At 70.9% G+C, this 24,691-nt stretch carries 26 protein-coding genes; 7 read left to right on the top strand and 19 right to left on the bottom strand.

The features are described from left to right. Positions 1 to 47: 47 nt before the first annotated feature. The 6 genes from KZX17_RS04295 to KZX17_RS04270 all read right to left on the bottom strand — a co-directional run bounded on the left by KZX17_RS04295 (position 48) and on the right by KZX17_RS04270 (position 3,949). A complete protein-coding gene (locus tag KZX17_RS04295; protein WP_248170567.1) occupies positions 48 to 1,067 on the bottom strand; it encodes a WD40 repeat domain-containing protein in 1,020 nt (339 codons plus the stop codon). A gap of 139 nt (positions 1,068 to 1,206) precedes the next feature. Next, positions 1,207 to 1,659 carry a 50S ribosomal protein L9 gene (gene rplI, locus KZX17_RS04290; protein ID WP_248170569.1) on the bottom strand — a complete coding sequence of 151 codons (453 nt, stop codon included), beginning with the start codon at positions 1,657 to 1,659 and terminating at the stop codon, positions 1,207 to 1,209. A gap of 11 nt (positions 1,660 to 1,670) precedes the next feature. Then, positions 1,671 to 1,925 carry a 30S ribosomal protein S18 gene (gene rpsR / locus KZX17_RS04285; RefSeq protein ID WP_005054609.1) on the bottom strand — a complete coding sequence of 85 codons (255 nt, stop codon included), beginning with the start codon at positions 1,923 to 1,925 and terminating at the stop codon, positions 1,671 to 1,673. 53 nt (positions 1,926 to 1,978) lie between these two features. Next, positions 1,979 to 2,497, bottom strand: coding sequence for a single-stranded DNA-binding protein (locus KZX17_RS04280; protein WP_248170570.1), 519 nt, complete (start codon positions 2,495 to 2,497; stop codon positions 1,979 to 1,981). 5 nt (positions 2,498 to 2,502) lie between these two features. After that, positions 2,503 to 2,868, bottom strand: a complete 366-nt coding sequence (rpsF, locus tag KZX17_RS04275; RefSeq protein WP_308194503.1) for a 30S ribosomal protein S6 — start codon at positions 2,866 to 2,868, stop codon at positions 2,503 to 2,505. Between the two features lie 112 nt (positions 2,869 to 2,980). Further along, positions 2,981 to 3,949: a YafY family protein gene (locus KZX17_RS04270; protein WP_248170571.1), complete on the bottom strand. Its 969-nt coding sequence runs from the start codon at positions 3,947 to 3,949 to the stop codon at positions 2,981 to 2,983. A gap of 93 nt (positions 3,950 to 4,042) precedes the next feature. On the opposite strand from KZX17_RS04270, the gene KZX17_RS04265 reads away from it, so the two are divergent. The 3 genes from KZX17_RS04265 to KZX17_RS04255 all read left to right on the top strand — a co-directional run bounded on the left by KZX17_RS04265 (position 4,043) and on the right by KZX17_RS04255 (position 6,604). Then, on the top strand, positions 4,043 to 4,507 hold the full coding sequence (locus tag KZX17_RS04265; RefSeq protein ID WP_248170572.1) for a VOC family protein: 465 nt from the start codon (positions 4,043 to 4,045) through the stop codon (positions 4,505 to 4,507). Positions 4,508 to 4,598: 91 nt separating this feature from the next. Then, complete coding sequence (locus tag KZX17_RS04260; RefSeq protein ID WP_248170574.1) at positions 4,599 to 5,492, top strand: hypothetical protein; 894 nt, start codon at positions 4,599 to 4,601, stop codon at positions 5,490 to 5,492. Next, on the top strand, positions 5,489 to 6,604 hold the full coding sequence (locus tag KZX17_RS04255) for a hypothetical protein (protein ID WP_248170575.1): 1,116 nt from the start codon (positions 5,489 to 5,491) through the stop codon (positions 6,602 to 6,604). The genes KZX17_RS04260 and KZX17_RS04255 overlap by 4 nt, the downstream gene beginning before the upstream one ends. Before the next feature lie 88 nt (positions 6,605 to 6,692). On the opposite strand, the gene KZX17_RS04250 is transcribed toward KZX17_RS04255, so the two are convergent. Beyond that, positions 6,693 to 7,439, bottom strand: coding sequence for a 3-hydroxybutyrate dehydrogenase (locus tag KZX17_RS04250; protein WP_248170577.1), 747 nt, complete (start codon positions 7,437 to 7,439; stop codon positions 6,693 to 6,695). Continuing rightward, entirely contained in the window at positions 7,436 to 8,818 is a 1,383-nt protein-coding gene (locus KZX17_RS04245) for an MFS transporter (protein WP_248170578.1), read from the bottom strand. The genes KZX17_RS04250 and KZX17_RS04245 overlap by 4 nt, the downstream gene beginning before the upstream one ends. 144 nt (positions 8,819 to 8,962) lie before the next feature. On the opposite strand from KZX17_RS04245, the gene KZX17_RS04240 reads away from it, so the two are divergent. Further along, a complete protein-coding gene (locus KZX17_RS04240) occupies positions 8,963 to 9,877 on the top strand; it encodes a LysR family transcriptional regulator (protein WP_248170579.1) in 915 nt (304 codons plus the stop codon). Here the strand turns inward: KZX17_RS04240 and KZX17_RS04235 are convergent. The 5 genes from KZX17_RS04235 to KZX17_RS04215 all read right to left on the bottom strand — a co-directional run bounded on the left by KZX17_RS04235 (position 9,867) and on the right by KZX17_RS04215 (position 15,705). Further along, positions 9,867 to 11,210 (bottom strand): DUF6716 putative glycosyltransferase, encoded by a 1,344-nt coding sequence (locus tag KZX17_RS04235; RefSeq protein ID WP_248170580.1) that lies wholly within the window; start codon positions 11,208 to 11,210, stop codon positions 9,867 to 9,869. The two genes, KZX17_RS04240 and KZX17_RS04235, sit on opposite strands and share 11 nt — an antisense overlap. Next, positions 11,207 to 12,079 carry an N-acetylneuraminate synthase family protein gene (locus KZX17_RS04230; protein WP_248170582.1) on the bottom strand — a complete coding sequence of 291 codons (873 nt, stop codon included), beginning with the start codon at positions 12,077 to 12,079 and terminating at the stop codon, positions 11,207 to 11,209. Before KZX17_RS04230 ends, KZX17_RS04235 begins: the two co-directional genes overlap by 4 nt. A 100-nt stretch (positions 12,080 to 12,179) precedes the next feature. Further along, positions 12,180 to 13,367 carry an acylneuraminate cytidylyltransferase gene (locus KZX17_RS04225; protein WP_248170584.1) on the bottom strand — a complete coding sequence of 396 codons (1,188 nt, stop codon included), beginning with the start codon at positions 13,365 to 13,367 and terminating at the stop codon, positions 12,180 to 12,182. Positions 13,368 to 13,372: 5 nt separating this feature from the next. Further along, positions 13,373 to 14,731, bottom strand: a complete 1,359-nt coding sequence (locus KZX17_RS04220) for an alpha-2,8-polysialyltransferase family protein (protein ID WP_248170585.1) — start codon at positions 14,729 to 14,731, stop codon at positions 13,373 to 13,375. Beyond that, the gene (locus tag KZX17_RS04215; protein ID WP_248170587.1) at positions 14,728 to 15,705 is read right to left on the bottom strand and encodes a glycosyltransferase family 2 protein; all 978 of its coding nucleotides are present in this window, start codon (positions 15,703 to 15,705) and stop codon (positions 14,728 to 14,730) included. Before KZX17_RS04215 ends, KZX17_RS04220 begins: the two co-directional genes overlap by 4 nt. A 201-nt stretch (positions 15,706 to 15,906) precedes the next feature. Between KZX17_RS04215 and KZX17_RS04210 the strand changes: the two genes are divergently transcribed. Further along, on the top strand, positions 15,907 to 16,446 hold the full coding sequence (locus tag KZX17_RS04210; RefSeq protein WP_248170588.1) for a hypothetical protein: 540 nt from the start codon (positions 15,907 to 15,909) through the stop codon (positions 16,444 to 16,446). A gap of 63 nt (positions 16,447 to 16,509) precedes the next feature. Here the strand turns inward: KZX17_RS04210 and KZX17_RS04205 are convergent, their stop codons facing one another. The 4 genes from KZX17_RS04205 to KZX17_RS04190 form a co-directional block, all read right to left on the bottom strand. Next, the gene (locus KZX17_RS04205; protein ID WP_248170590.1) at positions 16,510 to 16,896 is read right to left on the bottom strand and encodes a DUF779 domain-containing protein; all 387 of its coding nucleotides are present in this window, start codon (positions 16,894 to 16,896) and stop codon (positions 16,510 to 16,512) included. Between the two features lie 10 nt (positions 16,897 to 16,906). After that, positions 16,907 to 18,457 carry an aldehyde dehydrogenase family protein gene (locus KZX17_RS04200; protein ID WP_248170592.1) on the bottom strand — a complete coding sequence of 517 codons (1,551 nt, stop codon included), beginning with the start codon at positions 18,455 to 18,457 and terminating at the stop codon, positions 16,907 to 16,909. 226 nt (positions 18,458 to 18,683) lie between these two features. After that, complete coding sequence (locus KZX17_RS04195) at positions 18,684 to 19,997, bottom strand: GAF domain-containing protein (RefSeq protein WP_248170593.1); 1,314 nt, start codon at positions 19,995 to 19,997, stop codon at positions 18,684 to 18,686. Between the two features lie 69 nt (positions 19,998 to 20,066). After that, positions 20,067 to 20,396 (bottom strand): helix-turn-helix domain-containing protein, encoded by a 330-nt coding sequence (locus tag KZX17_RS04190; RefSeq protein ID WP_248170595.1) that lies wholly within the window; start codon positions 20,394 to 20,396, stop codon positions 20,067 to 20,069. A 72-nt stretch (positions 20,397 to 20,468) separates the two neighbouring features. Between KZX17_RS04190 and KZX17_RS04185 the strand changes: the two genes are divergently transcribed. Then, complete coding sequence (locus KZX17_RS04185; protein ID WP_248170596.1) at positions 20,469 to 21,116, top strand: FMN-dependent NADH-azoreductase; 648 nt, start codon at positions 20,469 to 20,471, stop codon at positions 21,114 to 21,116. Between the two features lie 95 nt (positions 21,117 to 21,211). Then, positions 21,212 to 21,607 (top strand): hypothetical protein, encoded by a 396-nt coding sequence (locus KZX17_RS04180; RefSeq protein WP_248170597.1) that lies wholly within the window; start codon positions 21,212 to 21,214, stop codon positions 21,605 to 21,607. Positions 21,608 to 21,610: 3 nt separating this feature from the next. Here the strand turns inward: KZX17_RS04180 and KZX17_RS04175 are convergent, their stop codons facing one another. Together KZX17_RS04175 and KZX17_RS04170 are read right to left on the bottom strand one after the other, a co-directional pair. Beyond that, a complete protein-coding gene (locus KZX17_RS04175) occupies positions 21,611 to 23,038 on the bottom strand; it encodes a CCA tRNA nucleotidyltransferase (RefSeq protein ID WP_248170598.1) in 1,428 nt (475 codons plus the stop codon). Between the two features lie 47 nt (positions 23,039 to 23,085). Beyond that, positions 23,086 to 24,609, bottom strand: a complete 1,524-nt coding sequence (locus tag KZX17_RS04170) for a methyltransferase (RefSeq protein ID WP_248170599.1) — start codon at positions 24,607 to 24,609, stop codon at positions 23,086 to 23,088. Between the last annotated feature and the right edge of the window lie 82 nt (positions 24,610 to 24,691).

The raw sequence follows: 24,691 nt of genomic DNA, 5'->3' as shown, positions 1-24,691 counted from the left end.
CCTCCGGGAAGGGCGGGACCGCGGCATCCGCTCGCGACGATCGGGCGTTACTCGCCGGTCGAGAGGAAGTGCACGACCGCGTTCTCGACGTCCTCGACCAGCAGCGTGCTGCGGTCGGCGGAGATGCGCAGATCGTCCAGGTAGCCGGTGAGCTCGTGATAGTCGGTGATGTCACCGGTCGAAGCGGTCATCTTGGCGACACCTCGATACGGCAGACCTGCGACGTACAGGCTCCGACCATCTCCTGCCGCCACCACGCCCGTCGGTGCTCCGTCACCGGTCAGGTCGACGGTGCGGGCGATCGTGGCCTCGGGCACGCGGTAGACGCGGATGCGCTTCGTGTAGCCGTCGATATCGCCGCCCGGGATGTACAGCGCCTTGCCGTTCCGGGAGAAGGTCATTTCGTTCTCGATGCCGTTCTCCGGGATCCGCACCTTCTTGCCGATGGCGCCCGTCTTGGCATTGATGGCCCACAAGTTGGTCGTGCCGTCCATGTAGCCGCAATCCACGAGGTACAGCCGGAGGCCGTCAGGAGTCGGAAGCAACGCGCAGGGCGCATCGAGCGAGAACTGCGGGAACGTCGTGAGCGTGCGCACGGCACCCGTTCTCGTATTCACGATCGAGAGGCCGTACCTGCCGTCCTTCACGTAGACGCCGACACCACCGGGCCCGAACGCCAGGGTATCGACGCCGTCCTTGATCGTGATTGTGCGCGAGACCGTGAGAGTGCTGGTCGCGATGACCCGCAGGCCGCCGTCGAAGAGTGCGACGAGTGTGGTGCCGTCGGGTGACAGCGCCATGTGCCACACGCGGCCCGAGCCGACGCGGGTTGTCCGCTCACCCGTCGCCGTGTCGACCACGTCGATGCCCTGCGCCGTCCCGAGGTAGGCGGTGCGACCGTCCGGTGACAGCGCGGAAGCCAACACCGAGCCTCCGTCGGGGACGGCGTAGGAGGCCTTCGTCTTGATGTCGTCCGTGATCGTCACCGCCTGCGCAGGAAGGCCCGCCGTGGCGATGAGGGCGGCGGCCGACAGGGCGCCGAGGGCGGCCGCGATACGTCGTTTCATGAAGAACTCCATCGTTTGGATCAATGCCCGAAGACTAGCCAGTCAGCGCCCGCATGCACACCCCGCCGGAAACGACGGATGCCGCGGACCCGACCCTCCGAAGAGGGTGGGACCGCGGCATCCGTTCCGCGCGCCAGGATTACTTGGCGGCGACCACCTGCAGGGTGATCGCGGCGGTGACGTCGTCACGCAGGCGGACAGTCGCCTCGTGCTGACCCACGGCCTTGATCGGCGAGGTGATGTGGATCTTGCGCTTGTCGAGGTCACCGAAACCGGCGGCCTTGACGGCGTCGGCCACGTCGGCGGTCTTCACCGAACCGAAGAGGCGACCCTCAGCGCCGGCCTTGACGGTCAGCTTGACCGTGTTCGACTCGAGCGTGTTCTTGAGCGCCACGGCCTCTTCGTGGTCGTGGATCGCGCGGGACTCGCGGGCGGCGCGGATCGACGCCACCTGCTTCTCGCCACCGCGGGTCCAGGCCACAGCGAAGCCCTGGGGGATGAGGTAGTTGCGGGCGTACCCGTTCTTGACCTCGATGACGTCGCCTGCGCTACCGAGCCCGGCGACCTCGTTCGTGAGAATCAGCTTTGCCATGTCGGTGCTCCTCAGCGGCCAGCGCCGGCGTAGGGCAGGAGCGCCATCTCGCGGGCGTTCTTGATCGCCTTCGCGATCAGACGCTGCTCCTGCACCGAGACTCCGGTGATACGACGGGCGCGGATCTTCCCGCGCTCCGAGATGAACTTACGAAGCGTCGCGACATCCTTGTAGTCGATGACGCCGACGCGGATCGCCTTCGCGGGAGCGGCGTTCTTCGCGCCCTTCCGCGGCTTGCGGCGATCGCCGGTTGCCTTTCCAGCCATGTGTCTTCCTTAAGAGAGGTGGATGCCGCGGCCCGCGGCATCCGGAATTCGAATCAGAACGGGGTGTCGTCGCCGTAGCTCGTCCCGGGCGCGCTCCACGCGTCAGGTGCGGCCGACCCGGGCGTGGCCCAGGGCTCGTCCTGCTGCACCTGCGGACGCGACTGCTGACCGCCGCCGAAGCTGCCGCCGCCACCGCCGCCGCCGTTCGAGGCGGCCCGGGTGACCTGGGCAGTGGCGTAGCGGAGCGAGGGGCCGATCTCGTCGACCTCCAGCTCGATCGCCGTGCGGTTGTTGCCTTCGCGGTCCTGGTAGGAGCGCTGCTTCAGGCGGCCGGTCGCGACGACCCGCATGCCCTTGGTGAGCGAGCCGGCCACGTGCTCAGCGAACTCGCGCCACACCGACGCGCGGAGGAACAGCGCTTCGCCGTCCTTCCACTCGTTGGCCTGACGGTCGAAGCTGCGCGGCGTCGACGCGATCGTGAAGTTCGCGACGGGCAGGCCGTTCTGCGTGTAGCGCAGCTCGGGGTCTGCCGTGAGGTTTCCCACGACCGTGATGATGGTCTCGCCGGCCATGAGCCTTAGGCCTTCGCTGCCTTGCGGGCGGCCTTGGCGTCGGCGCGCTCCTTCTCGGCGGCGACCTGAGCGATCGCTTCCTCGGCACGGAGGACCTTGGTGCGCATGATCTGCTCGTTCAGCTTGAGCTGACGGTCGAGCTCCTTGGTGGCGTCGCTGGTGCCGGTGAAGTTGACGACGGCGTAGATGCCCTCGGTCTTCTTCTGGATCTCGTACGCGAGACGGCGCTTGCCCCAGACATCGACGTTGTCGATCGAGCCACCATCTGCGGTGATGACCTTCAGGAACCCGTCGAGCTTGGGAGCGACCTGGCGCTCGTCGATCTCGGGGTCGAGGATCACCATGAGTTCGTACTGGTGGATGTGCGTCACTAACCCACCTCCTTCGGACTAGAACGGATGCCGGGCGTTTCCCGGCATCAGGAGGGTTGATGCACGTGTCCGGTGATTCCGCGCGGGAGCGCAGACGGACAACCACAACAGTCTAGCGGACGCCCAGCCCAGCCGCGGAATCGAGCAGCCCCGCCGCGGAATCGAGCAGTCGCCGCGCGAGCGCGGCCGCCGCCTCCGCCAGTTCTGGCGGCCCGACGACTTCGAGGGGGGCGTCGAACCGCAGCGCCCACGCCAGCGCGCCGACCCACGACCAGGAGCCGACCCGCACGCGCGTGCGCCCGTCGCCGAGGTCCTCGAGCTCCGCGTCGCCCAGGAACGGCACGACCCGCTGCGCGGGCGTCGACAGGATCAGGTCGGCGGTCACGGGCCAGCGGTCCTCGGCTTCCGCACCCTTGAACCGGGCCGCGAGGTAGGTGCGCGCATCGCCGGTCGGGATCTCGCGCTCCTCGAACGGGACCCCGCCGCCCTGCCGCAGGCGCAGGCGGTCGAGCCGCAGGATGCGCCAGTCCGTGGCATTCAAATCCCACGCGACGACGTACCACCGCCGGTCCCGTGACACGACGGCGTGCGGCTCGATGCGCCGCGACCGGTCGCCGTCGCCGTAGTCGACACGCAGGGTCCGGCGGTCGCGCGCACCGGCGCTCACCGCCTCCACCACCCCCGGCGCTGCCTGGTCGGCCGACGCTTCGGTCTCGAACCGGATCCCGTCGATCCGGTGCCGCAGGTGGGATGGCATCACCTGTCGCATCGTGGCGAGTGCCCTGGCCGCGGCATCCGCGATGTCGACGCCGGAAGCGGATTGCAGGGCGACGGCGATCGCGATCGCCTGCTCCTCGTCGAAGAGCAGCGGCGGCAGCTCCTCGCCCGACGAGAGCCGGTACCCGCCGAACGGCCCCTTGACCGCCGCGATGGCATACCCGAGTTCGCGCAGGCGGTCGATGTCGCGCCGGATCGTGCGGACCGTCACGCCGAGCCGATCGGCGAGCTCCTGGCCACCCCAGTCGCGACGCGACTGCAGAACCGACAGCAGGTGCAGCATCCGCTGCGACGGAGAGGGCATGCCTCCATCCTGCGCGAGAAGCGGACAGGATCCGACCTCTACCGGGAGGAGCGTGGTATCCGCACGACACCCACCCCGAACGAAGGACGCACCGTGACCCTCACGACCACCACCCACCTCAACTTCCGCGGCACCGCACGTGAGGCCCTCGAGTTCTACGCCCGCATCTTCGACGGCCAGGCGACGGTGACGACCTACTCCGACCTCGGGATGCCGGCGGACGCACCCGGCGCCGACACGGTCGTCTTCGGCATCCTCGTCGCGGCGGACGGGTTCCGCCTCATGGCCTACGACGTCCCCGGCGAGGACGCCGGTGCCGACGCGGTCGCGGGGACCACGCACCGCGAGAACGGCCTGACGATCACCGACCGCGCCTTCTTCGTCTCGCTGCAGGGCGACACCCTCGACGAGGTGACGGCACGCTGGACCGGTCTCGCCGAGGACGCGACGATCGTCGAACCGCTCGCGGCATCCGCATGGAGTGCGGGGTTCGGGATGCTGACCGATCGCTTCGGCGTGACCTGGGTCGTCGACGTCCGCGCCCCGCAGCCGGCCTGACCGGACCCGCCTGATGACGGGCGGGACGGATGCCGGTGCCTCGCCGCATCCGTCCCGCTCCCGGGAGCGGCCGGCCGGTACCGTGGCCGTCATGGAGTGGACCGCGGACGTGTCGGCCGGCGACTGGTTGCGCGAGCGCATCGACGACCCGTGGACCTGGACGATGCACGACGTCGTGCCGCGCGGGTTCGAGGCGTACGCCCGGGTGTTCCACCCGCCGCTCGCCGACGACCGGCGATCGTCGTGGTCCGAAGCCGCCCGAGCATTCGGATCCCTGTTCCACCCGGTCTCGCAGTGGCAGGGGCTCACCGGCCGGATCAACGACGGCGCCCCCGCTGAGGCGCCCGACGGCCGGTCGTTCGATCCGCCGGTGCAGGGCGGCCTCGAGCCCGACCTGCTGGCGCTGGTCGCGGCGATCCTGGCGCGGCACACGACGACACCGGATGCCGGGATCGTCGCACTGTGGGAGGGGCACGGCGGGCTGCTCGGCCACATGGGAGTAGGTCCGTCGCGGACGTTCTTCCAACTCGGCGACCCGACCGACCCCGTACTCGCTCGCCACAACGAGATGCTGACCGGGAGTGTCAAGGACCCGTGGAACAACGTCTTCCGCCGGGAGACGTGGCAGGAGGGCGTCCTGTCCCGCGAGATCTCGGAAGCCGACCGGTTCGAGCTGCCCGGCCGCTCCCATGTGCTGTTCCGGGGCGGCGTCGCCGAGCTGGCGAGACCCGATTGGTTCCTCGACGTCCCGTGGCGCGACCTCCCCGCCGAGGAACACGGGTTCGAGGCGTCCGCACTCAGCCCGAGTCTCGTCTGGCCCGACGACCGCGCTTGGGTGCTCGTGTCCGAGGTGGACGCCGACTCGACGATCGTCGGCGGCTCACGAGACGTGATCACCGCGGTGACCGCCGCCCCCGGGCTCGAGGCGTTCGAGATCCCGGCCGGGTCAGCGCTGACCGACGACTCCGACGAGGAGAACAGATGAGCACGTCCACGTTCGACCCGCGACCGCTCACCGAACCAATCGATCGAGCGGCCGTCGCGGCGCACCGCAAGGAACTCCTCGCGGCAGGGCGACTGCCCTCGGGCGGCGGCGGCACCGTCGGCATCGTCATCGCCGTCGCGGTGTTCCTGTTCGTCGGCTTCTTCATCCTGAACGTCTTCATCAGTCTGCTGACCTCGTTCGCCCGGACCGGCGGGAGCCCCGTGTCGATCGGGTTCGTGGTCGTCGTCGCCGTGATGGCCGTGGGGATCATCTCGCTCATCGTCCGCGGTGTGAAGGCTTCGCACACGCGGATCTACCGCCTCGACCGGTTCGCGCGGGCGAACGGTCTCACGTGGTTCGCGAAGGCATCCAACCCGCCCCTGCCGGGCATGATCTTCTCGCGAGGCAGCTCGCGCACGGCCTCTGACATCCTGCGCGGCGAGCGACCGCGCTTCGTGGAGTTCGCGAACTACCGCTTCACGACGGGGTCCGGGAAGAACCGGACGACGCACCGCTGGGGGTACGTCGCGATCAAGCTGGCGACACCGCTGCCGCACATCGTGCTCGACGCGGAGGGCAACAACGGTCTCTTCGGCTCGAACCTGCCGCAGGTGTTCGACAAGGATCAGCGGCTGAGCCTCGAGGGGGATTTCGACCGCCACTTCGCCCTCTACTGCCCGCAGGGATACGAGCAGGACGCCCTGTACCTCTTCACGCCCGACATCATGGCGCGCTTCATCGACCACGCCGCGCAGCTCGACGTCGAGATCGTCGACGACTGGCTCTTCCTCTACGCCAAGCGCGACTTCTCGACGCTCGACCCGAACACCTGGGCGTGGCTGTTCTCCGTCGTCGGGGCGCTGCTGGACAAGCTCGCGCAGTGGGAGCGCTGGCGCGACGACCGCCTCACCCAGTCGGCGACCGCGGCGGCGGCATCCGGCACCCTCCCGTTCGCACCGCCCGTCGAGGCGCTGCGTCCGCCGCCCGGTGTCGCCGCGGGCGGACAGCGCCTGAAGACCGGGATCCCGTGGGCTGCGATCGTCGTCGTCGGCGTGTTCGCGGTCGGCTTCTTCGCCCTGCAGAGCGGCATCTTCGGGGCGTTCTTCCGCTGAGGCGGTTGTCCGGGCGTCCGGCCCGGTGCTCGCCCGTCGCGAACGGCGGCCCCGTGCCGCAGGTCGCGACGGGGGAACGGCGCTCGGTTCAGCGGGCCGACCAGCCGCCGTCCATCGAGTAGCTCGCGCCGCTGACCATGCCCGCATCCGACCCCGCGAGCCACACCGCGAGGGAGGCGACTTCCGACGGCTCGATCAGCCGCTTCACGGCGGCCTCGGCGAGGAGCACCTGCGACAGCACCTCGTCCTCGCTGATCCCGTGCAGCTTCGCCTGGTCGGCGATCTGCGTCTCAACCAGCGGCGAGCGCACGTACCCGGGATTGATGCAGTTGCTCGTCACCCCGTGCGCGCCGCCTTCGAGCGCGGTCGCCTTCGACAGCCCCTCGAGACCGTGCTTGGCCGCGACGTAGGCCGACTTGTAGGGGGATGCCACGAGTCCGTGCACGCTCGACATGTTGATGATGCGGCCGAACCCGCGCTCGTACATGGCGGGGAGCGCCGCCCGGATGAGCAGGAACGGCGCCTCGAGCATGAGCCGCAGCATGAACGAGAACCGCTCGGGCTCGAACTCCTCGATCGGGCGGACGTGCTGGATGCCGGCGTTGTTGACGAGGATGTCGACGTCGAGCCGCAGGTCGGCGAGTGCGCCCGTGTCGCTCAGGTCCACGTGCCAGGCCTCGCCGCCGACGGTGGCAGCGACACGCTGCGCGCCGTCGGCGTCGAGGTCCGCGACCGTCACCCGGGCACCGGCGGCGGCGAGCGCCGAGGCGCACGCCGCCCCGATGCCGCTCGCGCCACCCGTGACGAGTGCGCTCCGACCGGTCAGGTCGGTCATGCGCGCTCCTTCTCGCGGCGCAGTTCGGCCGTGCGGGCGGCATCCGCGTCGTCGATCGCCTGCAGCGAGGCGCCCTTGGTCTCGCGCATCAGGACGATCGTGGTGCCGGTGATGAGGCAGGCGATCGCGATGTAGATGGACACCGGCGTCCACGACCCGAAGTCGCGCAGCCACTGCGTCGCGAGGATCGGAGCCAGCGAGCCGGCCGCGATGGCGGTCACCTGCGCGCCGAGTGAGACACCCGAGTACCGCATGCGGGTCGGGAACAGCTCGGCCATGATCGCCGGCTGCGGCGCGTAGAGGAAGGCGTGGAAGGTCAGGCCGACGGCGACGGCGAGGACGATGAGGGCGGGATTCAGCGTGTCGAACAGCGGGAAGGCGAAGAACGCCCACGTCGCGCTGAGGATCGCACCGGTCAGCGCAACCGGGCGCCGGCCGAACCGGTCAGCGAGGCGACCCACCTGCGGGATCACCAGGAAGTGCACGACGTGCGCGACGAGGAGGGCGAGCAGCAGCTGACTGGTGTCGTACTCGTGCACGGTCTTCAGGTACACGATCGAGAAGCTGACGACGATGTAGTAGACGATGTTCTCCGCAAAGCGGATGCCCATGGCCTGCAGCACGCCGACCGGGTAGCGGCGCAGCACCTCGACCACGCCGTACGAGACGGCCTTCTCGGCCTCGACCTGCGCTTTGGCCTCGAGGAAGATCGGCGCCTCCTCGACGTGGCGGCGGATGTAGAAGCCGACGAGGACGATGACGGCGGACAGCCAGAACGCGATGCGCCATCCCCAGCCGAGGAAGTCCTCGGAGCTGAGGACCCACGACGTCACGAGCAGGACCAGCGTCGCGAGCAGGTTGCCGACGGGCACCGCCGCCTGGGGCCAGCTCGACCAGAACGCTCGGGACCGGTTCGGGCTCTGCTCTGCGACGAGCAGCACCGCGCCGCCCCATTCGCCGCCGACGGCGAAGCCCTGCAGGAAGCGCAGCGCCACCAGCAGCGCGGGGGCCCAATAGCCGATCTCGACGAAGCCGGGAAGGCAGCCCATGAGGAACGTCGCGACACCGACGATGATGATCGTCGCCTGCAGCGTCGGTTTGCGGCCGAAGCGGTCGCCGATCTGACCGAAGACGACACCGCCGAGCGGACGCGCGACGAAACCGACCGCGTACGTGACGAACGCGGCGATGATCCCGTCCAGCGAGGACCCCGTCTGCGGGAAGAAGTAGGTGCCGAACACGAGGCTCGCGGCGGTGGCGTAGAGGAAGAACTCGTACCACTCGACGACGGTGCCGGCCATCGAGGCGGCGACGACGCGGCGGAGGCCGGACGGGGTGGCGGACGCCGCGGGGTCGGCGGCACGGGTGGGGGCTGACATGGGTTCTCCGATCGATGTCGTCGATGACATCCGGGGTGGTCTGCGCTGACGAGGGACGCGGTGGCGTCCGTCCCACAGTCTGCGGAGCGGATGCCATGGTGATCAATGCCCAGTCCTGCACCTCGCATGTGCAGAATTGCACACATGGATGCCCGTGGTCGCCTCCGCGCCGATGATCTGCTCGTGCTCCTCGCCGTCGCGCGATCGGGTCGCTACACCACGGCCGCGAACGCGCTCGGCGTCGACCACACCACGGTCGCGCGGCGCATCGCAGCCCTCGAGGACGCGGTCGGCGGGCGCCTGGTCGCGCAGGCCGGCGGCGGGTGGGAGCTCACCACCCTCGGTCGGCAGGCCGTCGACACGGCGGGGCGCATCGAGTCCGCGCTGACGCAGCTCGCGGGAGCCGGTGAGGACCACGACCCGATCGCGGGCGTCGTGCGGATGTCAGCGACGGACGGCTTCAGCGCCTTCATCGCCGCTCCCGCCGTCGCGCGGCTGCGCCGGCAGCACCCGCGCCTGAGCGTCGAGATCGTGACCGCGACGCGACGGGCCGCCGCCCACCGGCCCGGCCTCGACATCGAGGTGGTCGTCGGCGCCCCGCAGTCCCGACGCGCACAGGGCGTGGAGCTCGGTGCCTACACGCTCGGGATGTACGCCTCGCGGGCCTATCTGGAACGGGAGGGGATGCCGCGGGACGCCGCCGAGCTCATGCGGCATCCGCTGGTCTACTTCGTCGACGCGATCCTGCAAGTGGACGCCCTCGACCTGCCGCGACGCCTCGTGCCCGAGATGCGCGACGGTCTCAGCTCGACGAACGTATTCGTGCACGTCGAGGCGACCCGCGCCGGGGCGGGGATCGGGCTGCTGCCGTGCTTCGTCGCCGACCGTCACGACGACCTCGTTCGCCTCCTGCCCGACGAGTTCGCCGAGCGGCTGCCGTACTGGATGATCGTGCGCCCGGAGTCCCTGCGTATCCCCGCTGTCGCCGCGCTCGCCGACGAACTGCGCGAGGCGACCGCCGACGCGGCCGGAATGCTCGCCGGACGACTCAGTCGATGACACCGACGAGGGCCGCTCGCCGCGGCCGCACGATGGGGTCCTGATAGCGGGCCGGCGTCACCGTGATGTCGGTCGCGTCGTCGAACCACGTGCCCGGACCGCGTCTGCCGAGCGCGCGTCGCGCGGTGAGGATCGACCAGACCAGCGGTCCCCCCACGAGGAGGGCGACCGTGCCGGAGACCGATCGGTCCTCATCGCCGAGGACCGCCTTGCGCTGCCACGCCTCGTGCAGCGCGCCGCCGCGGGCCGCCGGCACGAAGCGGGGCGCGAGGAGGCCGCGACGCCGAAGCGACACGAGACGCTCGACCTCGTTCCACCACGTGGATCGCTCCGGGTCGTGGAAGTAGTTGTCGGCCAGCCAACGCTGGTTCGGATGCCGGAACCGCCGAGCGATGACGTCCTCGGCCGTCCCCTGGACGCCGCTGCCGTTGAAGACCGTGTTGAGGTGGGTCTTCGACACGCCGAACGTGTCGAGCGCGATCACCGGCACGCCGGCGGCCATGGCCTCGATCGCGGCGGTCGAGCTGACCGTCACGAGCCCTTCGGCGCGAGCGAGGGCCTGGGACATCGGCTCGTGCGAGAAGACCAGGTTGTCGGGGCGGTCGCGCAGCAGCTCCGTCAGCTCGGTGCGTTCGAGGTGTGTCTCGGTCTCGCCGAGCTCGGGGCGGGACCGCAGCTTGACGACCACGCGACGCGACGGATCGGCGAGCGCCGCGGCGCGCAGCATCCCCGCCAACGCAGCGCGGTCGGCGGGTTCCCGCGGCACGATCGCCTGCGCTGCGAACACGAGGTCGGTGCCGCCGCCGTCGGATGCCGCGGGCCGGGCGTACGGCAGGGTCGCCAGACCGAGCCGCAGATCGATGCCGAGGTGCTCGGCGAGCTGCCGGAACGCGCGCAGCTCGCGCTGCGAGTGCACCACCATCAGGTCGCAGTGCCGCCGGTAGGTCGCGGCCCCGCGCTGTGCGGGGATCGAGATGCCCGGCAGCCCCGAGACCACGACCGGCCGCCGGGCGACCCGGTCGATCTGGCGCGTGACGAGGCGGACGAACGGGCCGCGGCCCGCGATGACGACGACGTCGGGACGATCGCGCGAGAGCCAGTCCGCGATGTCATCGTGGCCGACGCGGGAGACCGCCTCGGGACGGATGCCGGTGCCCGCCAGTGCCGCATGCTCCTGTGCCACGCTGACGGTCAGCGGTGTGCGTACGAGCAGCAGATGCGGATCGACCGACGGAGCGGAGTCGATGAGCGCCGCCGACCACTTCACGAAGGAGTCGGCATCGGCGATCGCGACGACCCGCAGGCGTCCCGGGCGGTCCCCGCGCACGGTCATGCCGGGACGCGCCGGAGCTTCGCCATCGGAGCGAGCTCGCCGTCGTAGATCCGCTTCACACCGTCGCCCAGCGCAGTCTCGATGACGCGGATGTCGCGGACGAGGTGCTCGAGGCCGCCGGGCTCGAGGGAGGCCGCGTGGTCGGAGCCCCACATGGTGCGATCGAGCGTGATGTGACGCTCGACGGCCACGGCGCCGAGCGCGACGGCGGCGAGCGAGATCTGCAGACCGCGTTCGTGACCCGAGTAGCCGACCGGGATGCCGGCGTAGCGGTCGCGCAGGGTGCGGATCATGGTGAGGTTGGCCTCGTCGGGCTCCATCGGATAGGTGGAGGTCGCGTGCATGAGGACGGTGCGGTCGGTGCCGAGCACGCTCAGCGCCCGGTCGATCTGCTCGATCGTCGACATGCCGGTCGAGAGGATGACGGGCTTGCCGGTGGCACGGAGGGCCTCGAGCAGCTCGAGGTCGGTGAGGCTGGCCGAGGCGACCTTGTGGGCGACGACGTTCAGGTCCTCGAGGAACTCGACGCTCGGCACGTCCCAGGGCGAGGCGAACCAGTCGAGGCCGTGCAGGGTGGCGTAGTCGCCGATCTCGATGTACTGGTCGCGGCCGAACTCGACGCGGTGACGGTATTCGAGGTAGGTCATCGTCCCCCACGGCGTCTCGCGGGGCGTGTCGCGCATGTGCGGCGGCGTGGCGATCTCGGGCGTGCGCTTTTGGAACTTCACGGCGTTCGCGCCGGCGCGGGCGGCGACGTCGATGAGCTGCTTGGCCAGCTCGACGTCGCCGTTGTGGTTCAGTCCGATCTCGGCGATGACGTAGACGGGGTGGTTGCCCCCGAGGACGTTGTTCCCAATGGTGACCGTCATGGCTGGTCCTTTCGTTGCGTCCCACTCAGCGTGAGAGCCGACCGTGAATGACGGATGAACCGACGATGGCCGACGCCGGACGTCTGGCTGTCGAGTCCGTTCAGCGCGCGTCGAGCACGCGATCGGCGAGCTCGCGGACGGCGCCCGCACCACCCGCCCGGACGAGGACGACCCGCGCGACCGCCAGGACCTCCGGCCGGGCATCGGCCACCGCGACCGGCCAGCCGACGAGACCCATGGCGGGCAGGTCGTTCACGTCGTTGCCGAGGTAGGCGATGTCCTCGAGGGCGTGCCCGTGCTCATCGGCCCACTCCCGGAGCGCGGCGGCCTTGTCCTGCACCCCGTGACGGACGTCGACCCGCAGCTTGTCGGCCCGGGCACGCACGACCGGGTTCTCCTCGGTGGAGAGGATGAGGAAGGGGATGCCGGCGCGACGCAGCATCGCGACCCCCATGCCGTCCGTCCGGCTCACGCGCACGTGCTCGTTGCCGGCTGCGTCGACGAATGCGGTGTCGTCGGTGTGCACGCCGTCGAAGTCGGTGACGACGACGGATGCGGCGATCGGCTCGGACGGGTCGACGAGCGGCGCGACGGCCTGCGCGATCCGCAGCTGCGCGGGCTCATCGATCTCGATCGCCGTCGCCTCGGGCACCTCGACGATCCGCGTCCGCCCGAAGAACCGGTGCCCGGCCCGGCGGAAGCCGTCGGTGTCGAAGACGTAGAACGCGCCCGTTTCGACGTAGTGCGGGGCGCGGTCCTGCCGCCGGGGCCGCCGGTCGGCCTCATGCCCGACCGCCTCGGCCAGCCCGTCGGCGTCGCGGCGCCAGACGAACTCGTAGCTCTCCCGCGCCGAGAAGACGCTGTCCGCCGCTCCGTCGCGAACGGCCGCGACGGCATCAGCGAGCGCCGCTGCGGGGATGAACGGGCTCGTGGCCTGGAGGAAGACGGTCACCCGAGGGGTGACACCGTCGGCTCGGAGGACGTCCAGCGCGTGGAGCAGCGCGCTCTCGGATGTCGCGGTGTCGCCCGACAGCTCCGCCGGCCTGTGCACCACCCGGGCGCCCGCCTGCTCGGCGACAGCGGCGATGGCAGCGTCGTCGGTGGACACGACGATCAGGTCGACCGCCTCGGACCGTCGGGCCGCGGCGACCGCCCGTGCGACGAGCGGAACCCCGCCCACGCGCCGCACGTTCTTCCCCGGGACGCCCTTCGATCCGCCGCGGGCGGGGATCACGGCGATGGTCTCGACCGCTCGCTGCTGCGCCGTGTGCTTCACCATGTTGCCCATCACGATCATCCTCCTCGCAGGGCCTTCCACGCCCGTCGGCTGCGACGCTGGGCGCCGCGTACGGCGAGGGTCGCCTCGGTAATCCGGCTCGCGCCGTCGCGGCGCGCCGTGACGCGCGCGAGCAGCCCCGGTCGCCCGCCCCCGGGCAGCTGCAGGGACGTGAGCCGGGCCTGCGCGAAGTAGCGCTCCCGCTCGCGTGTCGGCGCCGAGGTGAGGAACGCCTCTGCCCGCGGCCGCAGGTGGTCGGCGATGAGCGGCTGCATCGCGTAGCCGACGGCGTCGACGAGCTCCTGCATCCGCTCGCCCCGATAGGGGGAATCCGCGCGGGTCAGGGCGTCGATGATCGTGACGGGGATGCGGTTCCCGTTTTCGTACGGTGTCAGTCGCTGCAACAGCAGCTCGGTCCCGACCGCGGCGATCGGCGATCCGTTCAGCGCCTGCAGCGTGGGCAGCGCGGTCGAGAACCCGGCCACGGCACCGACGAACGGCAGGCGCAGGGCGAGCACCTCGGCGGGTGTCGTCCCGCGGAACACCTCGAACGCGACGCCGCGGACCCGTGCGTGGTCGGCGAGCTCGTCGATCACCGACGGTGCCGCGGACGGATGCGGTTTGAAGACGATCGCCGACGGTCGCCACCGCATCGCCGCGTCGATCATCTCCCGCTGCATCTGCAGCTCCTCCTCGACGCTGATCAGCTTCAGCGCGGCGAGGTACTGCCCGAGGACCAGCGCCGGGCGCGGAAGTCCCGTGAGCGCGTCGATCGCAGGGTCCGCCGTCGCGTCCGCGACCTCGCCCACGACCGCCCGGAGCGCTGGGGGCGGCACCGGGATGCGGGCAGCCCCCGACTCGGCGAACAGCAGCGGCGCGACACCGGGCACGGTGTCGGCGTACACGACTCCCACCACGCGCCCCGCGACCGAGTGCGGCCAGCGGTTGCGGATGGGCGAGTAGGTCATCAGTCCGTCGCCGACGATCGTCACCGGCGCTCCGGCGAAGATGTCGATGAAGACGCGCGACGGCGCGACCTGCGGGCTCTGCAGGTACAGGTGCACCTCGCCGTCGCCGATCCGCCACGCCTGACGCAGCAGACGCTCGAGGACGGGGGCCTCCCCTCCGCTGACACGCCAGTGCGGAGGCCGCTCGGGGGCGAGGAGCTCGTTGAGGTCGACGACCCGGTCGAACCGTGCACGGAGCGTCGCGAGATGCGCCGCCGTGTCGATGCCGTCGGCGGCTTCGGGGATGATGGCAGCGTTCACCGTCACGAGGATGCGGCCGGATCCGGATGCCGGGATCGCACCGGCATCCATCGCCGCGACCGCCGTCATCAGGCCGTAGGCCGAATTGAGGACGAAGACCTGGGTCATGCCGTACGTACCTCGCGGACCAGTCGGGCGAGGATGCGCCGGCGACGATCCGACAGGCGCGACAGCGCGGGGTCGATCTGATCGGCGGGGATCGCGCGCAGCAGTTCGCGGATGCCGCGCCGCAGCTCGGTCCGGTCCGCCGTCGCCATCGCCCGGGCGCGGAACAGGTGATAGGCGCAGACCGACATCGTGGTCGTCGCGATCTTCGGCAGGAAGCGGTCCGCCTCGGCATCCTCCTCGACGACGCGGAGGGCCTCGGCGAACGCCGGCAGGAAGTCCAGCCGACGGCGGTCGACGATCTGCGTCAGCGACGTGGTCACCCCGCGGCGATAGAGGATCGCGGGGGCGTCGACGACGGCGAAGGACTGGGCGCGCAGGTGGAGTCGCCAGATCCAGGGACGATCCTCGGCGGTGAACAGCCCTGGTTCGAAGTGGGCGAGCCCATCGTCGAGGATGCGCCGGTGGAACATGCCGGCCCAGGCATAGGGGTAGTCGACCATGGTCGTCTCGTCGGCGGGGAGGATCGCGTCACGCGGCGAGAGCACGCGTCCGCGCCACCCGTGGGGTGCCCGCATGAGCTTGCGACGGCCGTCGGTGTCGGTCACGTGGTCCGTCCGGACGAAGTCGCACTCGAGTCGGCGCATCGACGCGACGAGGCTCTCGAGGCGACCGGGCTGCATCCAGTCGTCACCGTCGACGAAGCAGAAGAACTCGCTGTCGACGAGGTCGAGGCCCTGGTTGCGGGCGGCGGCCAGGCCGACGGGCTCGGCGTTGGTGACGACGTCGAACCGGGGCATCCCTGCGGCGAAGTGCTCGACCTGTGCGCGCGTGTCGTCCTGGGACCCGTCGTCGATGACGACGAGCCGCAGATCGGCGGGGTCGTCGAATTGGCGACGGAGGGTCGTGATCGTGGTGCCGATGTAAGGACCCGCGTCCTTCGCCGGCAGGATGACGGTGACGAGCGGTGTGGACACGCCGCGATCCAAACAAGCGGGTCTGTCCGGAAGGTGGCCTCGGGGTGAACGGCGGCTGACGCTGCGTCCGGGCTACCACAGCAGGCCGCCCCGGTCCACGCCGTCCTCGATCCGAGAGGCGGCGGTTAGAGTCGGGGATCGTCGGGGGGCGCTTCGTCCTGGTGCGCGTCCTCGTCGGCACCCCACCAAGGAGAAGAACACATGTCGCGTACGCACACCGTCTCGGCGAGCCTCGCCGCCGCCACCCTCGCACTCTTCGCCCTGACCGGCTGCGGGTCGGCAGAGTCGGGCACGACCACCACTCCCGCGCCGGTGAGCTCGGCCCCCGCCGAGGAGGAATCGGCAGAGGCCGAAGCCCCCGCCGGCGACCAGAGCGTCGCGGATGCCTGCTCGCTGCTCCAGACCGAGATGAGCGACCTGAGCTCCGAGATCAACGCCGCCAGCGGCGAGCTCTCGGAGTCGGTCCAGTCCGGCGACACGACCGCAGCCCGCGAGACGTTCACCTCGATCGGCACCAAGATCGACGAGGTCGCGGGCAAGATCACCAACCCGGAGGTCTCCGCCGCGTTCGACTCCTACTCCACCGCCTGGAGCGACTTCGAGTCCGTCTTCGTCGACCTGAGCGACGCCGTCGACGCGAAGGACCAGGAGGGCATCCAGGCCGCGGCCGGCGGTCTGAACGACGGCATCACCGCTTTCACCGACGCTGCGGGCGAGATCACCGAGGCGTGCAACGGCTGACACCCGTCACGCGACGCGCCTCCCGGTCCGACGGCCGGGAGGCGCGTTGCGTTGCAGGGCCTCTCACGCGAGCCCGAAGGCGACGAGCTCCTCCTCGGTGAGCATCCGCGACCGGATGAGGAACCGCATCCCGGTCGGCCCTTCGACGCTGAACCCGGCGCCGCGGCCCGGGACGACGTCGATCGTGAGATGCGTGTACTTCCAGTACTCGAACTGGGATGCCGACATGTAGACCTCGATCGGATCGTCGAGGGCCGCGTCGACCTCGCCGAGCTTCACGTCGCCGGGTCCGGTGAGGAACATGCCGACGGGATAGCACATGGGGCTGCTGCCGTCGCAGCATCCACCCGACTGATGAAACATCAGCGGACCGTGCTGCGCAGTGAGGGTGCGCAGCAGGGCCGCCGCCTCGTCGGAGACGGCGACCCTGCTGAAGGTGGTGTCGGTCATGGGTGTCGGCTCAGAAGAAGCCCATCGCGCCCTCGGCGTAGGACACGAGCAGGTTCTTCGTCTGCTGGTAGTGGTCGAGCATCCGCAGGTGATTCTCGCGACCGATACCGGATTGCTTGTACCCACCGAACGCGGCGTGCGCCGGGTACTGGTGGTAGGTGTTCGTCCACACGCGGCCGGCCTCGATCGCACGGCCCGCGCGGTAGGCGATGTCGCCGGAGCGGCTCCAGACGCCGGCGCCGAGGCCGTAGAGCGTGTCGTTGGCCATCGAGATCGCGTCGTCGAAGTCGTCGAAGCTCGTCACCGACAGCACGGGGCCGAAGATCTCCTCCTGGAAGATCCGCATGTCGTTCGTGCCCTCGAACACGGTCGGGGCGACGTAGTACCCACCGCTGAGATCGCCGCCGAGGTCGACCCGCTCGCCGCCGGTGAGCAGTTTGGCGCCGCCCTGCTTCCCGATGTCGATGTAGCTCAGGATCTTCTCCAGCTGGTCGTTCGACGCCTGCGCGCCGATCATTGTGGCCGGGTCGAGCGGGTTGCCCTGGACGACCTTCCCGACGCGTTCGAGGCCGTCGGCGAGGAAGGAGTCGTAGATCGAGCGCTGGATGAGCGAGCGCGACGGACACGTGCAGACCTCGCCCTGGTTGAGGGCGAACAGCGTGAAGCCCTCGAGCGCCTTGTCGTAGTAGGCGTCGTCGGTGCTGCGGGCGACGTCCTCGAAGAAAAGGTTCGGGCTCTTCCCGCCGAGCTCCAGCGTCACCGGGATGAGGTTCTGCGAGGCGTACTGCATGATGAGGCGCCCGGTCGTGGTCTCGCCGGTGAACGCGATCTTGCGGATGCGCTTGTGCGATGCGAGCGGGGCTCCCGCCTCGATGCCGAACCCGTTGACGATGTTCACGACGCCCGCCGGCAGCAGGTCGCCGATGAGCTCGAACAGAAACAGGATGGATGCCGGGGTCTGCTCGGCGGGCTTGAGGACGACGCAGTTGCCGGCCGCCAGGGCCGGGGCGAGCTTCCACGTCGCCATGAGGATCGGGAAGTTCCAGGGGATGATCTGTCCGACCACACCGAGGGGCTCGTGGAAGTGGTACGCGACGGTGTCGTCGTCGAGCTGGCTGAGCGTGCCCTCCTGTGCCCGCAGGACGCCCGCGAAGTAGCGGAAGTGGTCGACGGCGAGCGGGATGTCGGCGGCGAGCGTCTCGCGCACCGGCTTGCCGTTCTCCCACGTCTCGGCGACGGCGATCTTCTCGAGGTTCTCCTCGATGCGGTCGGCGATCCTGTTGAGGATGACGGCGCGCTCGGCGGGCGTCGTCTTCTTCCACGACGCGAACGCCTTCCACGCGACGTCGACCGCACGGTCGATGTCTTCGACGGTGCCGCGGCCGACCTCGCAGAACGGCTTTCCGGTGACGGGGGTGATGTTCTCGAAGTACTGGCCCTTCACCGGCTCGACGAACTCGCCGCCGATGTAGTGGCCGTAGCGCGCCCGGTATTCGGCGACCGCTCCCCGCTGGCCGGGTGCGGCGTAGACGCTCGAGACGCCCTCTTCGACGATGGTCATGCTGTCTCCTTCGACGGACATGGATGCGGCGACGTCGCCGCGGATCGGATGCCGGGCACGCTACGCCGTGCGACGTTGCATCCGGTTGCGGGGCCGTGCGCCGTGCGCGGATGCAATGGATCTCGCGCGACACGCCGCGCCCCGGCATCCCACCCCGGCGTGTCGCCCCGGATCCATTGCATCGGCGAACGCGGGCCGACGCCGAACGCGGGCCGGCCGCGATGACTCAGGCGCCGAGCGCCTGCAGCCGGGCGACCAGCCCGGCCCGCCGCGGCGAGCGCGCGGGCAGCATCCGCAGGCACAGGCGGAGCACCTCGGCATCCTCGCGTCCGTCGGCGCTGTCGGCGTACGCGAGCAGCGCCTCGACACCGGCCTCGCCGACCATCGTCTCGCGCAGAGTCGCACGCACCGACGCCCGAAGCTCCTCGACGCCCGGGGCGACGGAGTCCGGCAGCACCGGCCCGGTGTACGTCGTCAGCGCGACGCGGTGGGCGCCGCGCCCGAGCAGCGACACGACGTGCTGCACGTCGGTCTCGAGCTCGACGGGCAGCCGGTACGGGCGCGACAGCGGGACCAGCTGCGGCGCGCGCTTCTCGAGCACCTTCCGCAGCCGGACCATCTCGGGCCGGAGGGTCTCGACCGCGGGCTCGCCGTAGACGAGGTCGGCGAGCACCTCGGCCGACAGCCCCTCGCGGTGGCTGGCGAGCATGAGCAGGATCTCGGCGTGGCGTGCGCTCAGCTCGGTGACGGATGCCGCGGCATCCCCCTCGGTCTCGAGCAGCGCCCGGTCGCGTCCGAGCACCCGAAGGGTCGCGTGCCCGCCTGCGACGGTCCGTGCGGCGCGGCGCCGGGGTGCCTCCGCGCGGGAGCGCAGCCGACCGACCAGCAGCTCGCCCTCGATCGCACGCGCCGCCGCGTCGACGAGCAGCTGCGCCTGCGGCGTGACGGCCTCACTGCCGCCGGTGACGTCGATGACGCCGATCAACCGCCGCGTCTCGGGGTCGTGGACGGGCGCCGCGGTGCACGACCAGGGCTGGACGAAGCGGTTGAAGTGCTCCGCCTGACGGATCTGCACGGCGCGGTCGAGGGCCAGCGCGGTGCCCGGTGCGGATGTGCCGACGGATGCCTCGGCCCAGTCCGCGCCCGCGACGAAGCCCATGTCGCCGGTCAGGGTGCGGATGCCGCGATCGCCCTCGACCCAGAGCAGGCGGCCCGAGGCGTCCCCGACCGCGACGATCACGCCGGAGTCCTCCGGGGACCCGGGGAGCAGCAGCGAGCGGACCATCTCCATGACGCCCGCGAGCGGATGGGCGCGACGGTAGGCCTCGAGTTCGTCGGCGGTCATGTCGAGCCGCGGGAGTCCTTCGGCGGCGGCATCCGAGGCGAGCGAGCGGCGCCACGATTCGCGCACGAGCGGACGGACGTCCTCGAGGCGGGGGTCGCCGGCGTTCCCGGCGAGCAGCTCCTCGTGCGCGCGCTCGATGAGCAGGCGCGAGGTGGCGGGTGCGACCTCGACGCGGGTGGACCACGGCGAGCTCATGGGGCTCCGATCTTCGTCGAAGGAGCTGTGCCGGTCAGTCTAGGTCGGCGCGTCGCGCGGCGACAGGGCTCAGCGCCGGAGGAGGTTGCCTTCTGCCCACTCGCCAAGCTGGGTCAGGATCGGCGCGAGACGGCACCCCGCCTCGGTCAGCGCGTACGTGACGGCGACCGGCGGACCCGGCTCGACCTGGCGCGCGACGAGGCCGGCGTCGGCGAGCTCGGTGAGTCGGTCGGACAGGACGGCGTCGCTGATGCCCGAGACGGCACGGCGCACTCCCGAGAACGAGAGTTCACCGTCGCTGAGGACGTCGAGGATCATCCCGTTCCAGCGCTTGCCGAGCACCGAGAACGCGTGGGAGACCGCGGCGTCGCACTGTCGCGCGTCATGTCCCTCGGCCATGCCTCCATCGTACGTGTGCTAGCGTTCCCGGAGCCGCTTCGTTTTTCTTAGTGACTCTGATCGGAGAAGCACATGACCCTGTTCCGTCTGGATGCCAGCATCCTGCCCGCCACGTCCGCGAGTCGCGAGCTCGGCGACCTCGTCGAGGCCGAATGGCTCGCCGCCCATCCCTCGAGCGACGTCGTCCGCCGCGACGTCGCCGCCGACCCGATCCCCGCCACCTCGTGGCGCGACTCGGTGACCTCGGGCTTCACCCCCGCCGACCAGCACACCGACGGGCAGCGGTCGGCGATCGCCCTCCGCACCGAGCTGGCCGACGAGCTCATCGGCGCGGACGCGCTGCTGTTCACCGTGCCGCTCTACAACTACGGCGTCTCGCAGCACGTGAAGACGTGGTTCGACCTCGCCTACACCGACCCGCGCGTCGACCCGCAGGGCACCGCGCTCCGCGGTAAGCCGGCGACCCTCGTGACGGTGCTCGGCGGCAACTACGAGCCGGGCAGCCCGAAGGAGGGCTGGGACCACTCGACCGGGTGGCTGCGCCGCGTCTTCGAAGACGTCTGGGGACTGGACCTCACCGTCGTCCACCGGCCCTTCACCCTCGTGGGCGTCAACCCCGCCCTCGACGCGTTCACCGACGCCGCCGCCGAACTCAAGGCCGGTGCCGAGCAGGCCGCGGTCGATGCCGGCCGCACGCTGGCAGCCTCGCGCGCAGCGTGACATGCGTCGTTCGCCCGTCACCACGCGCCGTCGGGGGCCGCAGATCGTGACGGGCGAACGGCCCTCGGGTGCCCTGGCGGCGCGATGATGAAGCCATGAGCTCCCCGAAGACCGCCGCCGCCACCGTCGTCCGCCGTCTGACACGGTGGGGTACGGCATCCGTCGTCCTCGGCGGACTGCTTGCCCTGCCACGACGCACCCGCGCCTTCGGCCTGCAGAACCTGATGTGGGGGGCCATCGACATCGCTCTCGCGGGGGTCACCCGACGGCAGGACGCCGTTCCGAAGAAGCGGATGCTGCGCCGCATCCTCCTCGTGAACGCCGCTCTCGACGTCGGCTACATCGCCGCCGGCGGGCACCTCGCCGCGCGCACCCCGTCCTTCGGGGGGCGCCTCAGTCCTACGGCCGCGCGCGGGCACGGGCTCGCGATCGTCATCCAGGGGGCCGCCCTGTTCGTCATCGACCTGACGGCCGCCCGGCGACTGCGCTGAGCGTCAGCCGCGCGCGGCCCACCAGTCGCGCAGACGCTGCTCCGCGACCGCAGGCTCGATGACGCCCTCATCGAGGCGGATGTCGAGCAGATACCGGTACGCCTCGCCCACCTCGCGACCCGGGCGGATGCCGAGGATCTCCTGGATCCGGTTGCCGTCGAGCGCCGGACGCATCGCCTCGAGCTGCTCCTGCTCGGCGAGCTGCGCGATCCGCGTCTCGATGTCGTCATAGGCCGTGCGCAACCGGGTCGCCTTGCGCTTGTTCCGCGTGGTCACGTCGGCCCGCGTCAGGATGTGCAGCCGCTCGAGCTGCTCACCCGCGTCTCGGACGTAGCGGCGCACGGCCGAGTCGGTCCAGGCGCCCTCGGCGTACCCGAAGAAGCGCAGGTGCTGCTCGATGAGCTGGCACACGGCATCCGTCGTCGCACCGTCGAACCGCAACGCCTGCAGGCGCTTCCGCGCCATGCGGGCGCCCTTCACGTCGTGGTGATGAAAGCTGACCGCACCGCCGGGCTCGAGCTTGCGCGTCGCCGGCTTGCCGATGTCGTGCAACAGGGCCGCGAGGCGGAGCGTCACGTCGGGCGCTTGGCCCGGGTGCCGCTGCCGCTCGAGGTCGATCGCCTGCGCGAGCACGGTGAGCGAGTGCTCGTAGACGTCCTTGTGGTGGTGGTGCTCGTCGACCTCGAGGCGGAGCGCGGGGACCTCGGGCAGGAACTGCTCCATGAGGCCGGCGTCGACGAGCAGACGGATGCCGCGGTCCGGCGCCTCGGTCGAGAGCAGCTTCACGAGCTCGCCCTGCACCCGCTCGGGGCTCACGATCGACAGGCTCGACGCGAGGCGGCTCATCGCCTCGAGGGTCGCCGGATGGACGTCCATGCCGAGCTGGCTCGCGAAGCGGGCGGCGCGCAGCATCCGGAGCGGGTCGTCGCCGAAGCTGACGTCGGGGTCGGTGGGCGTGCGCAGCGTCTGGCCGACGAGGTCCTCGACGCCGCCGGTCGGGTCCACGAGCGAGGGGCCGGGGATCCGCAGCGCCATCGCGTTGACCGTGAAATCGCGCCTGACCAGGTCTTGCTCGAGCGTGTCGCCGAACTCGACCGTGGGCTTGCGGGTCGTGCCGTCATAGCTGTCGGCGCGGTACGTCGTGATCTCGACCTGCTCGCCTCGGATCTTCGCGCCGATCGTGCCGAACGCGCGGCCGATGTCCCACGTCGCCGTCGCGAGCGGCTTCACGATGCGCAGGATGTCGTCGGGTCGGGCGTTCGTCGTGTAATCGAGGTCGTTGACGGCGCGGCCGAGCAGCGCGTCGCGGACGGGCCCGCCGACGATCGCGAGTTCGAACTCGGCATCCGAGAAGGCATCGGCGAGCGCGGCCGACACGGGAGCGTCGGCGAGCGCGCCCAGGCGCGCGAGACCCTCGGCCATGTTCAGCATGCCTTCGAGCCTACGGTGCGCCGTCTGCGCGGCTCGTGCCCGATGCGTCACGCAAGCCGCAGGAATCCCGTGAACAGCAGTTCGCGCACCCGCGGCAGGAGGTCGGCGCGGAGCGCCCCGGCATCCACATCGAGCAGATCGCCGATCGCGTCGATCAACACGCCGAGCGGCAGATCGCCGTCGCAGGCGCCGACGAGCGCAGCGAGCGCCGGGTCGACATCGAGCACGCGCGCGAAGGCGCCGCCCTGGTGCAGCTCGATCACCGACGGCTCCTCGGCGCCCGGCCGGTGGTGGCGGGCCTCGGTGACGTCCTCGGCGACGATCGCCGTCGACTCCGCCAGCGCCGTGTCGTCCAGGAGCCCCAACCGGTCCCACGCGGCGAGCGCTGCGCCGAGGTGCGGGCCGAGCGACCCGGCGACCGGCTGGGCGACGCGCTCGTACCGGACGAGGGGCGGCATCCCGATCGGCGTCCTCCGCAGCAGCAGGTACCCGAATCCGACCGCAGTCACCCCCCGTGCCGCGAAGTCGGTGAGCCACGCGTCGATGAGTCGCTCGTACTCGGCGCTCCCGGGCGTCGTGCCGCCGTCGCGCACCCACAGCTCCGCATACGCGAGCGGGTCGAGCTGCTCGCGCTCGACGATCCACGCGTCGAGCGGATGGGAGGATGCCGCGACCCAGGTGCGGACGCGGTCGAGGCCGTCCTGCCCGTCCCGGTACTCCCAGTTCCCGAGCAGCTGTGCCGTGCCGCCGGGCGCGAGCACCCCGCCGACACCGCTCACGAACGCCGCGACGAGGTCGTCGCCGGCGAACCCGGCGTCGCGGTACTCGTACTCGGGGACGCCCGCGACCCGCGGCGTGATGACGAACGGCGGATTCGAGACGACGCGATCGAACTCCTCGCCGGCGACGGGTTCGAACAGGCTCCCGTGGCGCACCTCAATGCCGGTGAGGTCGTTCAGGCGGGCGTTGAGCAGGGTGAACCGCAACGCGCGCTCCGACACGTCCGTCGCGACGACCTCGGGTGCGATGCGGCGTGCGCGGAGCGCCTGGATGCCGCATCCCGTCCCGAGATCCAGCACCCGGCGCGCGGGGGTGTCGAGCTGCAGGCCGGCCAGGGTGAGGGATGCCCCGCCGATGCCGAGCACGTGCCCGGTCGGCAGCGCGCCGCCGAGCGCCGCCTCGTCGAGGTCGCTGGCGATCCACCAGCCGCCGGTGCCCCCGGCATCCGCGAAGTCCTGCGGCCGCAGGAGGGCGGTCGGGGTGACGACCTCGCCGTCGATGCGGGCCAGGTCGAGCGCGACGAGCCCGTCGGCCCGCGCGGTCGGGAGCGCGGCGTCGACGTCGGCGCGGGGCGCAGCGTCGCCGAGGAAGAGCGTGCGGCACAGCACCGCGAGCGGATCGGTGCGCCCGGCCAGTGCTCGCCGCGCAGGCCCGAGCAGGCCGTGACCGGTGGCGGTGTCGGCGACGGGCCCCCACGCACCCCGCACCGCGTCGGCGGTGTAGCCGGCCGCGGACAGGTCCGCCCGCAGCGCCTCGATGACGGACGGGTCGGGATACCGGGTGTCGCTCACCCTCCCATTCAACCGTCCGACGGCCCGGTCCCACCGCCCCGCCCGTGCAATCGGGGGCTTCCAAGGAGGGGGACCCTAGAAT

The sequence above is a fragment of the Microbacterium sp. EYE_78 genome, from assembly GCF_023149035.1.
Classification (GTDB): domain Bacteria; phylum Actinomycetota; class Actinomycetes; order Actinomycetales; family Microbacteriaceae; genus Microbacterium.
This window is presented reverse-complemented; position numbering and strand designations above follow the sequence as displayed.

Excerpts from the sequence above, each read along its gene's own strand:
- rplI (WP_248170569.1), bottom strand. The coding sequence starts at position 1,659 with ATGGCAAAGCTGATTCTCACGAACGAGGTCGCCGGGCTCGGTAGCGCA.
- KZX17_RS04245 (WP_248170578.1), bottom strand. The coding sequence starts at position 8,818 with ATGTCAGCCCCCACCCGTGCCGCCGACCCCGCGGCGTCCGCCACCCCG.
- KZX17_RS04195 (WP_248170593.1), bottom strand. The coding sequence starts at position 19,997 with ATGAGCTCGCCGTGGTCCACCCGCGTCGAGGTCGCACCCGCCACCTCG.
- KZX17_RS04255 (WP_248170575.1), top strand. The coding sequence starts at position 5,489 with ATGAGCACGTCCACGTTCGACCCGCGACCGCTCACCGAACCAATCGAT.
- KZX17_RS04210 (WP_248170588.1), top strand. The coding sequence starts at position 15,907 with ATGTCGCGTACGCACACCGTCTCGGCGAGCCTCGCCGCCGCCACCCTC.
- KZX17_RS04280 (WP_248170570.1), bottom strand. The coding sequence starts at position 2,497 with ATGGCCGGCGAGACCATCATCACGGTCGTGGGAAACCTCACGGCAGAC.
- KZX17_RS04225 (WP_248170584.1), bottom strand. The coding sequence starts at position 13,367 with ATGGGCAACATGGTGAAGCACACGGCGCAGCAGCGAGCGGTCGAGACC.
- KZX17_RS04220 (WP_248170585.1), bottom strand. The coding sequence starts at position 14,731 with ATGACCCAGGTCTTCGTCCTCAATTCGGCCTACGGCCTGATGACGGCG.
- KZX17_RS04235 (WP_248170580.1), bottom strand. The coding sequence starts at position 11,210 with ATGACCGTGCGCGGGGACCGCCCGGGACGCCTGCGGGTCGTCGCGATC.
- KZX17_RS04260 (WP_248170574.1), top strand. The coding sequence starts at position 4,599 with ATGGAGTGGACCGCGGACGTGTCGGCCGGCGACTGGTTGCGCGAGCGC.
- KZX17_RS04200 (WP_248170592.1), bottom strand. The coding sequence starts at position 18,457 with ATGACCATCGTCGAAGAGGGCGTCTCGAGCGTCTACGCCGCACCCGGC.
- KZX17_RS04240 (WP_248170579.1), top strand. The coding sequence starts at position 8,963 with ATGGATGCCCGTGGTCGCCTCCGCGCCGATGATCTGCTCGTGCTCCTC.
- KZX17_RS04180 (WP_248170597.1), top strand. The coding sequence starts at position 21,212 with ATGAGCTCCCCGAAGACCGCCGCCGCCACCGTCGTCCGCCGTCTGACA.
- KZX17_RS04190 (WP_248170595.1), bottom strand. The coding sequence starts at position 20,396 with ATGGCCGAGGGACATGACGCGCGACAGTGCGACGCCGCGGTCTCCCAC.
- KZX17_RS04250 (WP_248170577.1), bottom strand. The coding sequence starts at position 7,439 with ATGACCGACCTGACCGGTCGGAGCGCACTCGTCACGGGTGGCGCGAGC.
- KZX17_RS04270 (WP_248170571.1), bottom strand. The coding sequence starts at position 3,949 with ATGCCCTCTCCGTCGCAGCGGATGCTGCACCTGCTGTCGGTTCTGCAG.
- KZX17_RS04230 (WP_248170582.1), bottom strand. The coding sequence starts at position 12,079 with ATGACGGTCACCATTGGGAACAACGTCCTCGGGGGCAACCACCCCGTC.
- KZX17_RS04185 (WP_248170596.1), top strand. The coding sequence starts at position 20,469 with ATGACCCTGTTCCGTCTGGATGCCAGCATCCTGCCCGCCACGTCCGCG.
- rpsR (WP_005054609.1), bottom strand. The coding sequence starts at position 1,925 with ATGGCTGGAAAGGCAACCGGCGATCGCCGCAAGCCGCGGAAGGGCGCG.
- KZX17_RS04295 (WP_248170567.1), bottom strand. The coding sequence starts at position 1,067 with ATGAAACGACGTATCGCGGCCGCCCTCGGCGCCCTGTCGGCCGCCGCC.
- KZX17_RS04205 (WP_248170590.1), bottom strand. The coding sequence starts at position 16,896 with ATGACCGACACCACCTTCAGCAGGGTCGCCGTCTCCGACGAGGCGGCG.
- KZX17_RS04175 (WP_248170598.1), bottom strand. The coding sequence starts at position 23,038 with ATGCTGAACATGGCCGAGGGTCTCGCGCGCCTGGGCGCGCTCGCCGAC.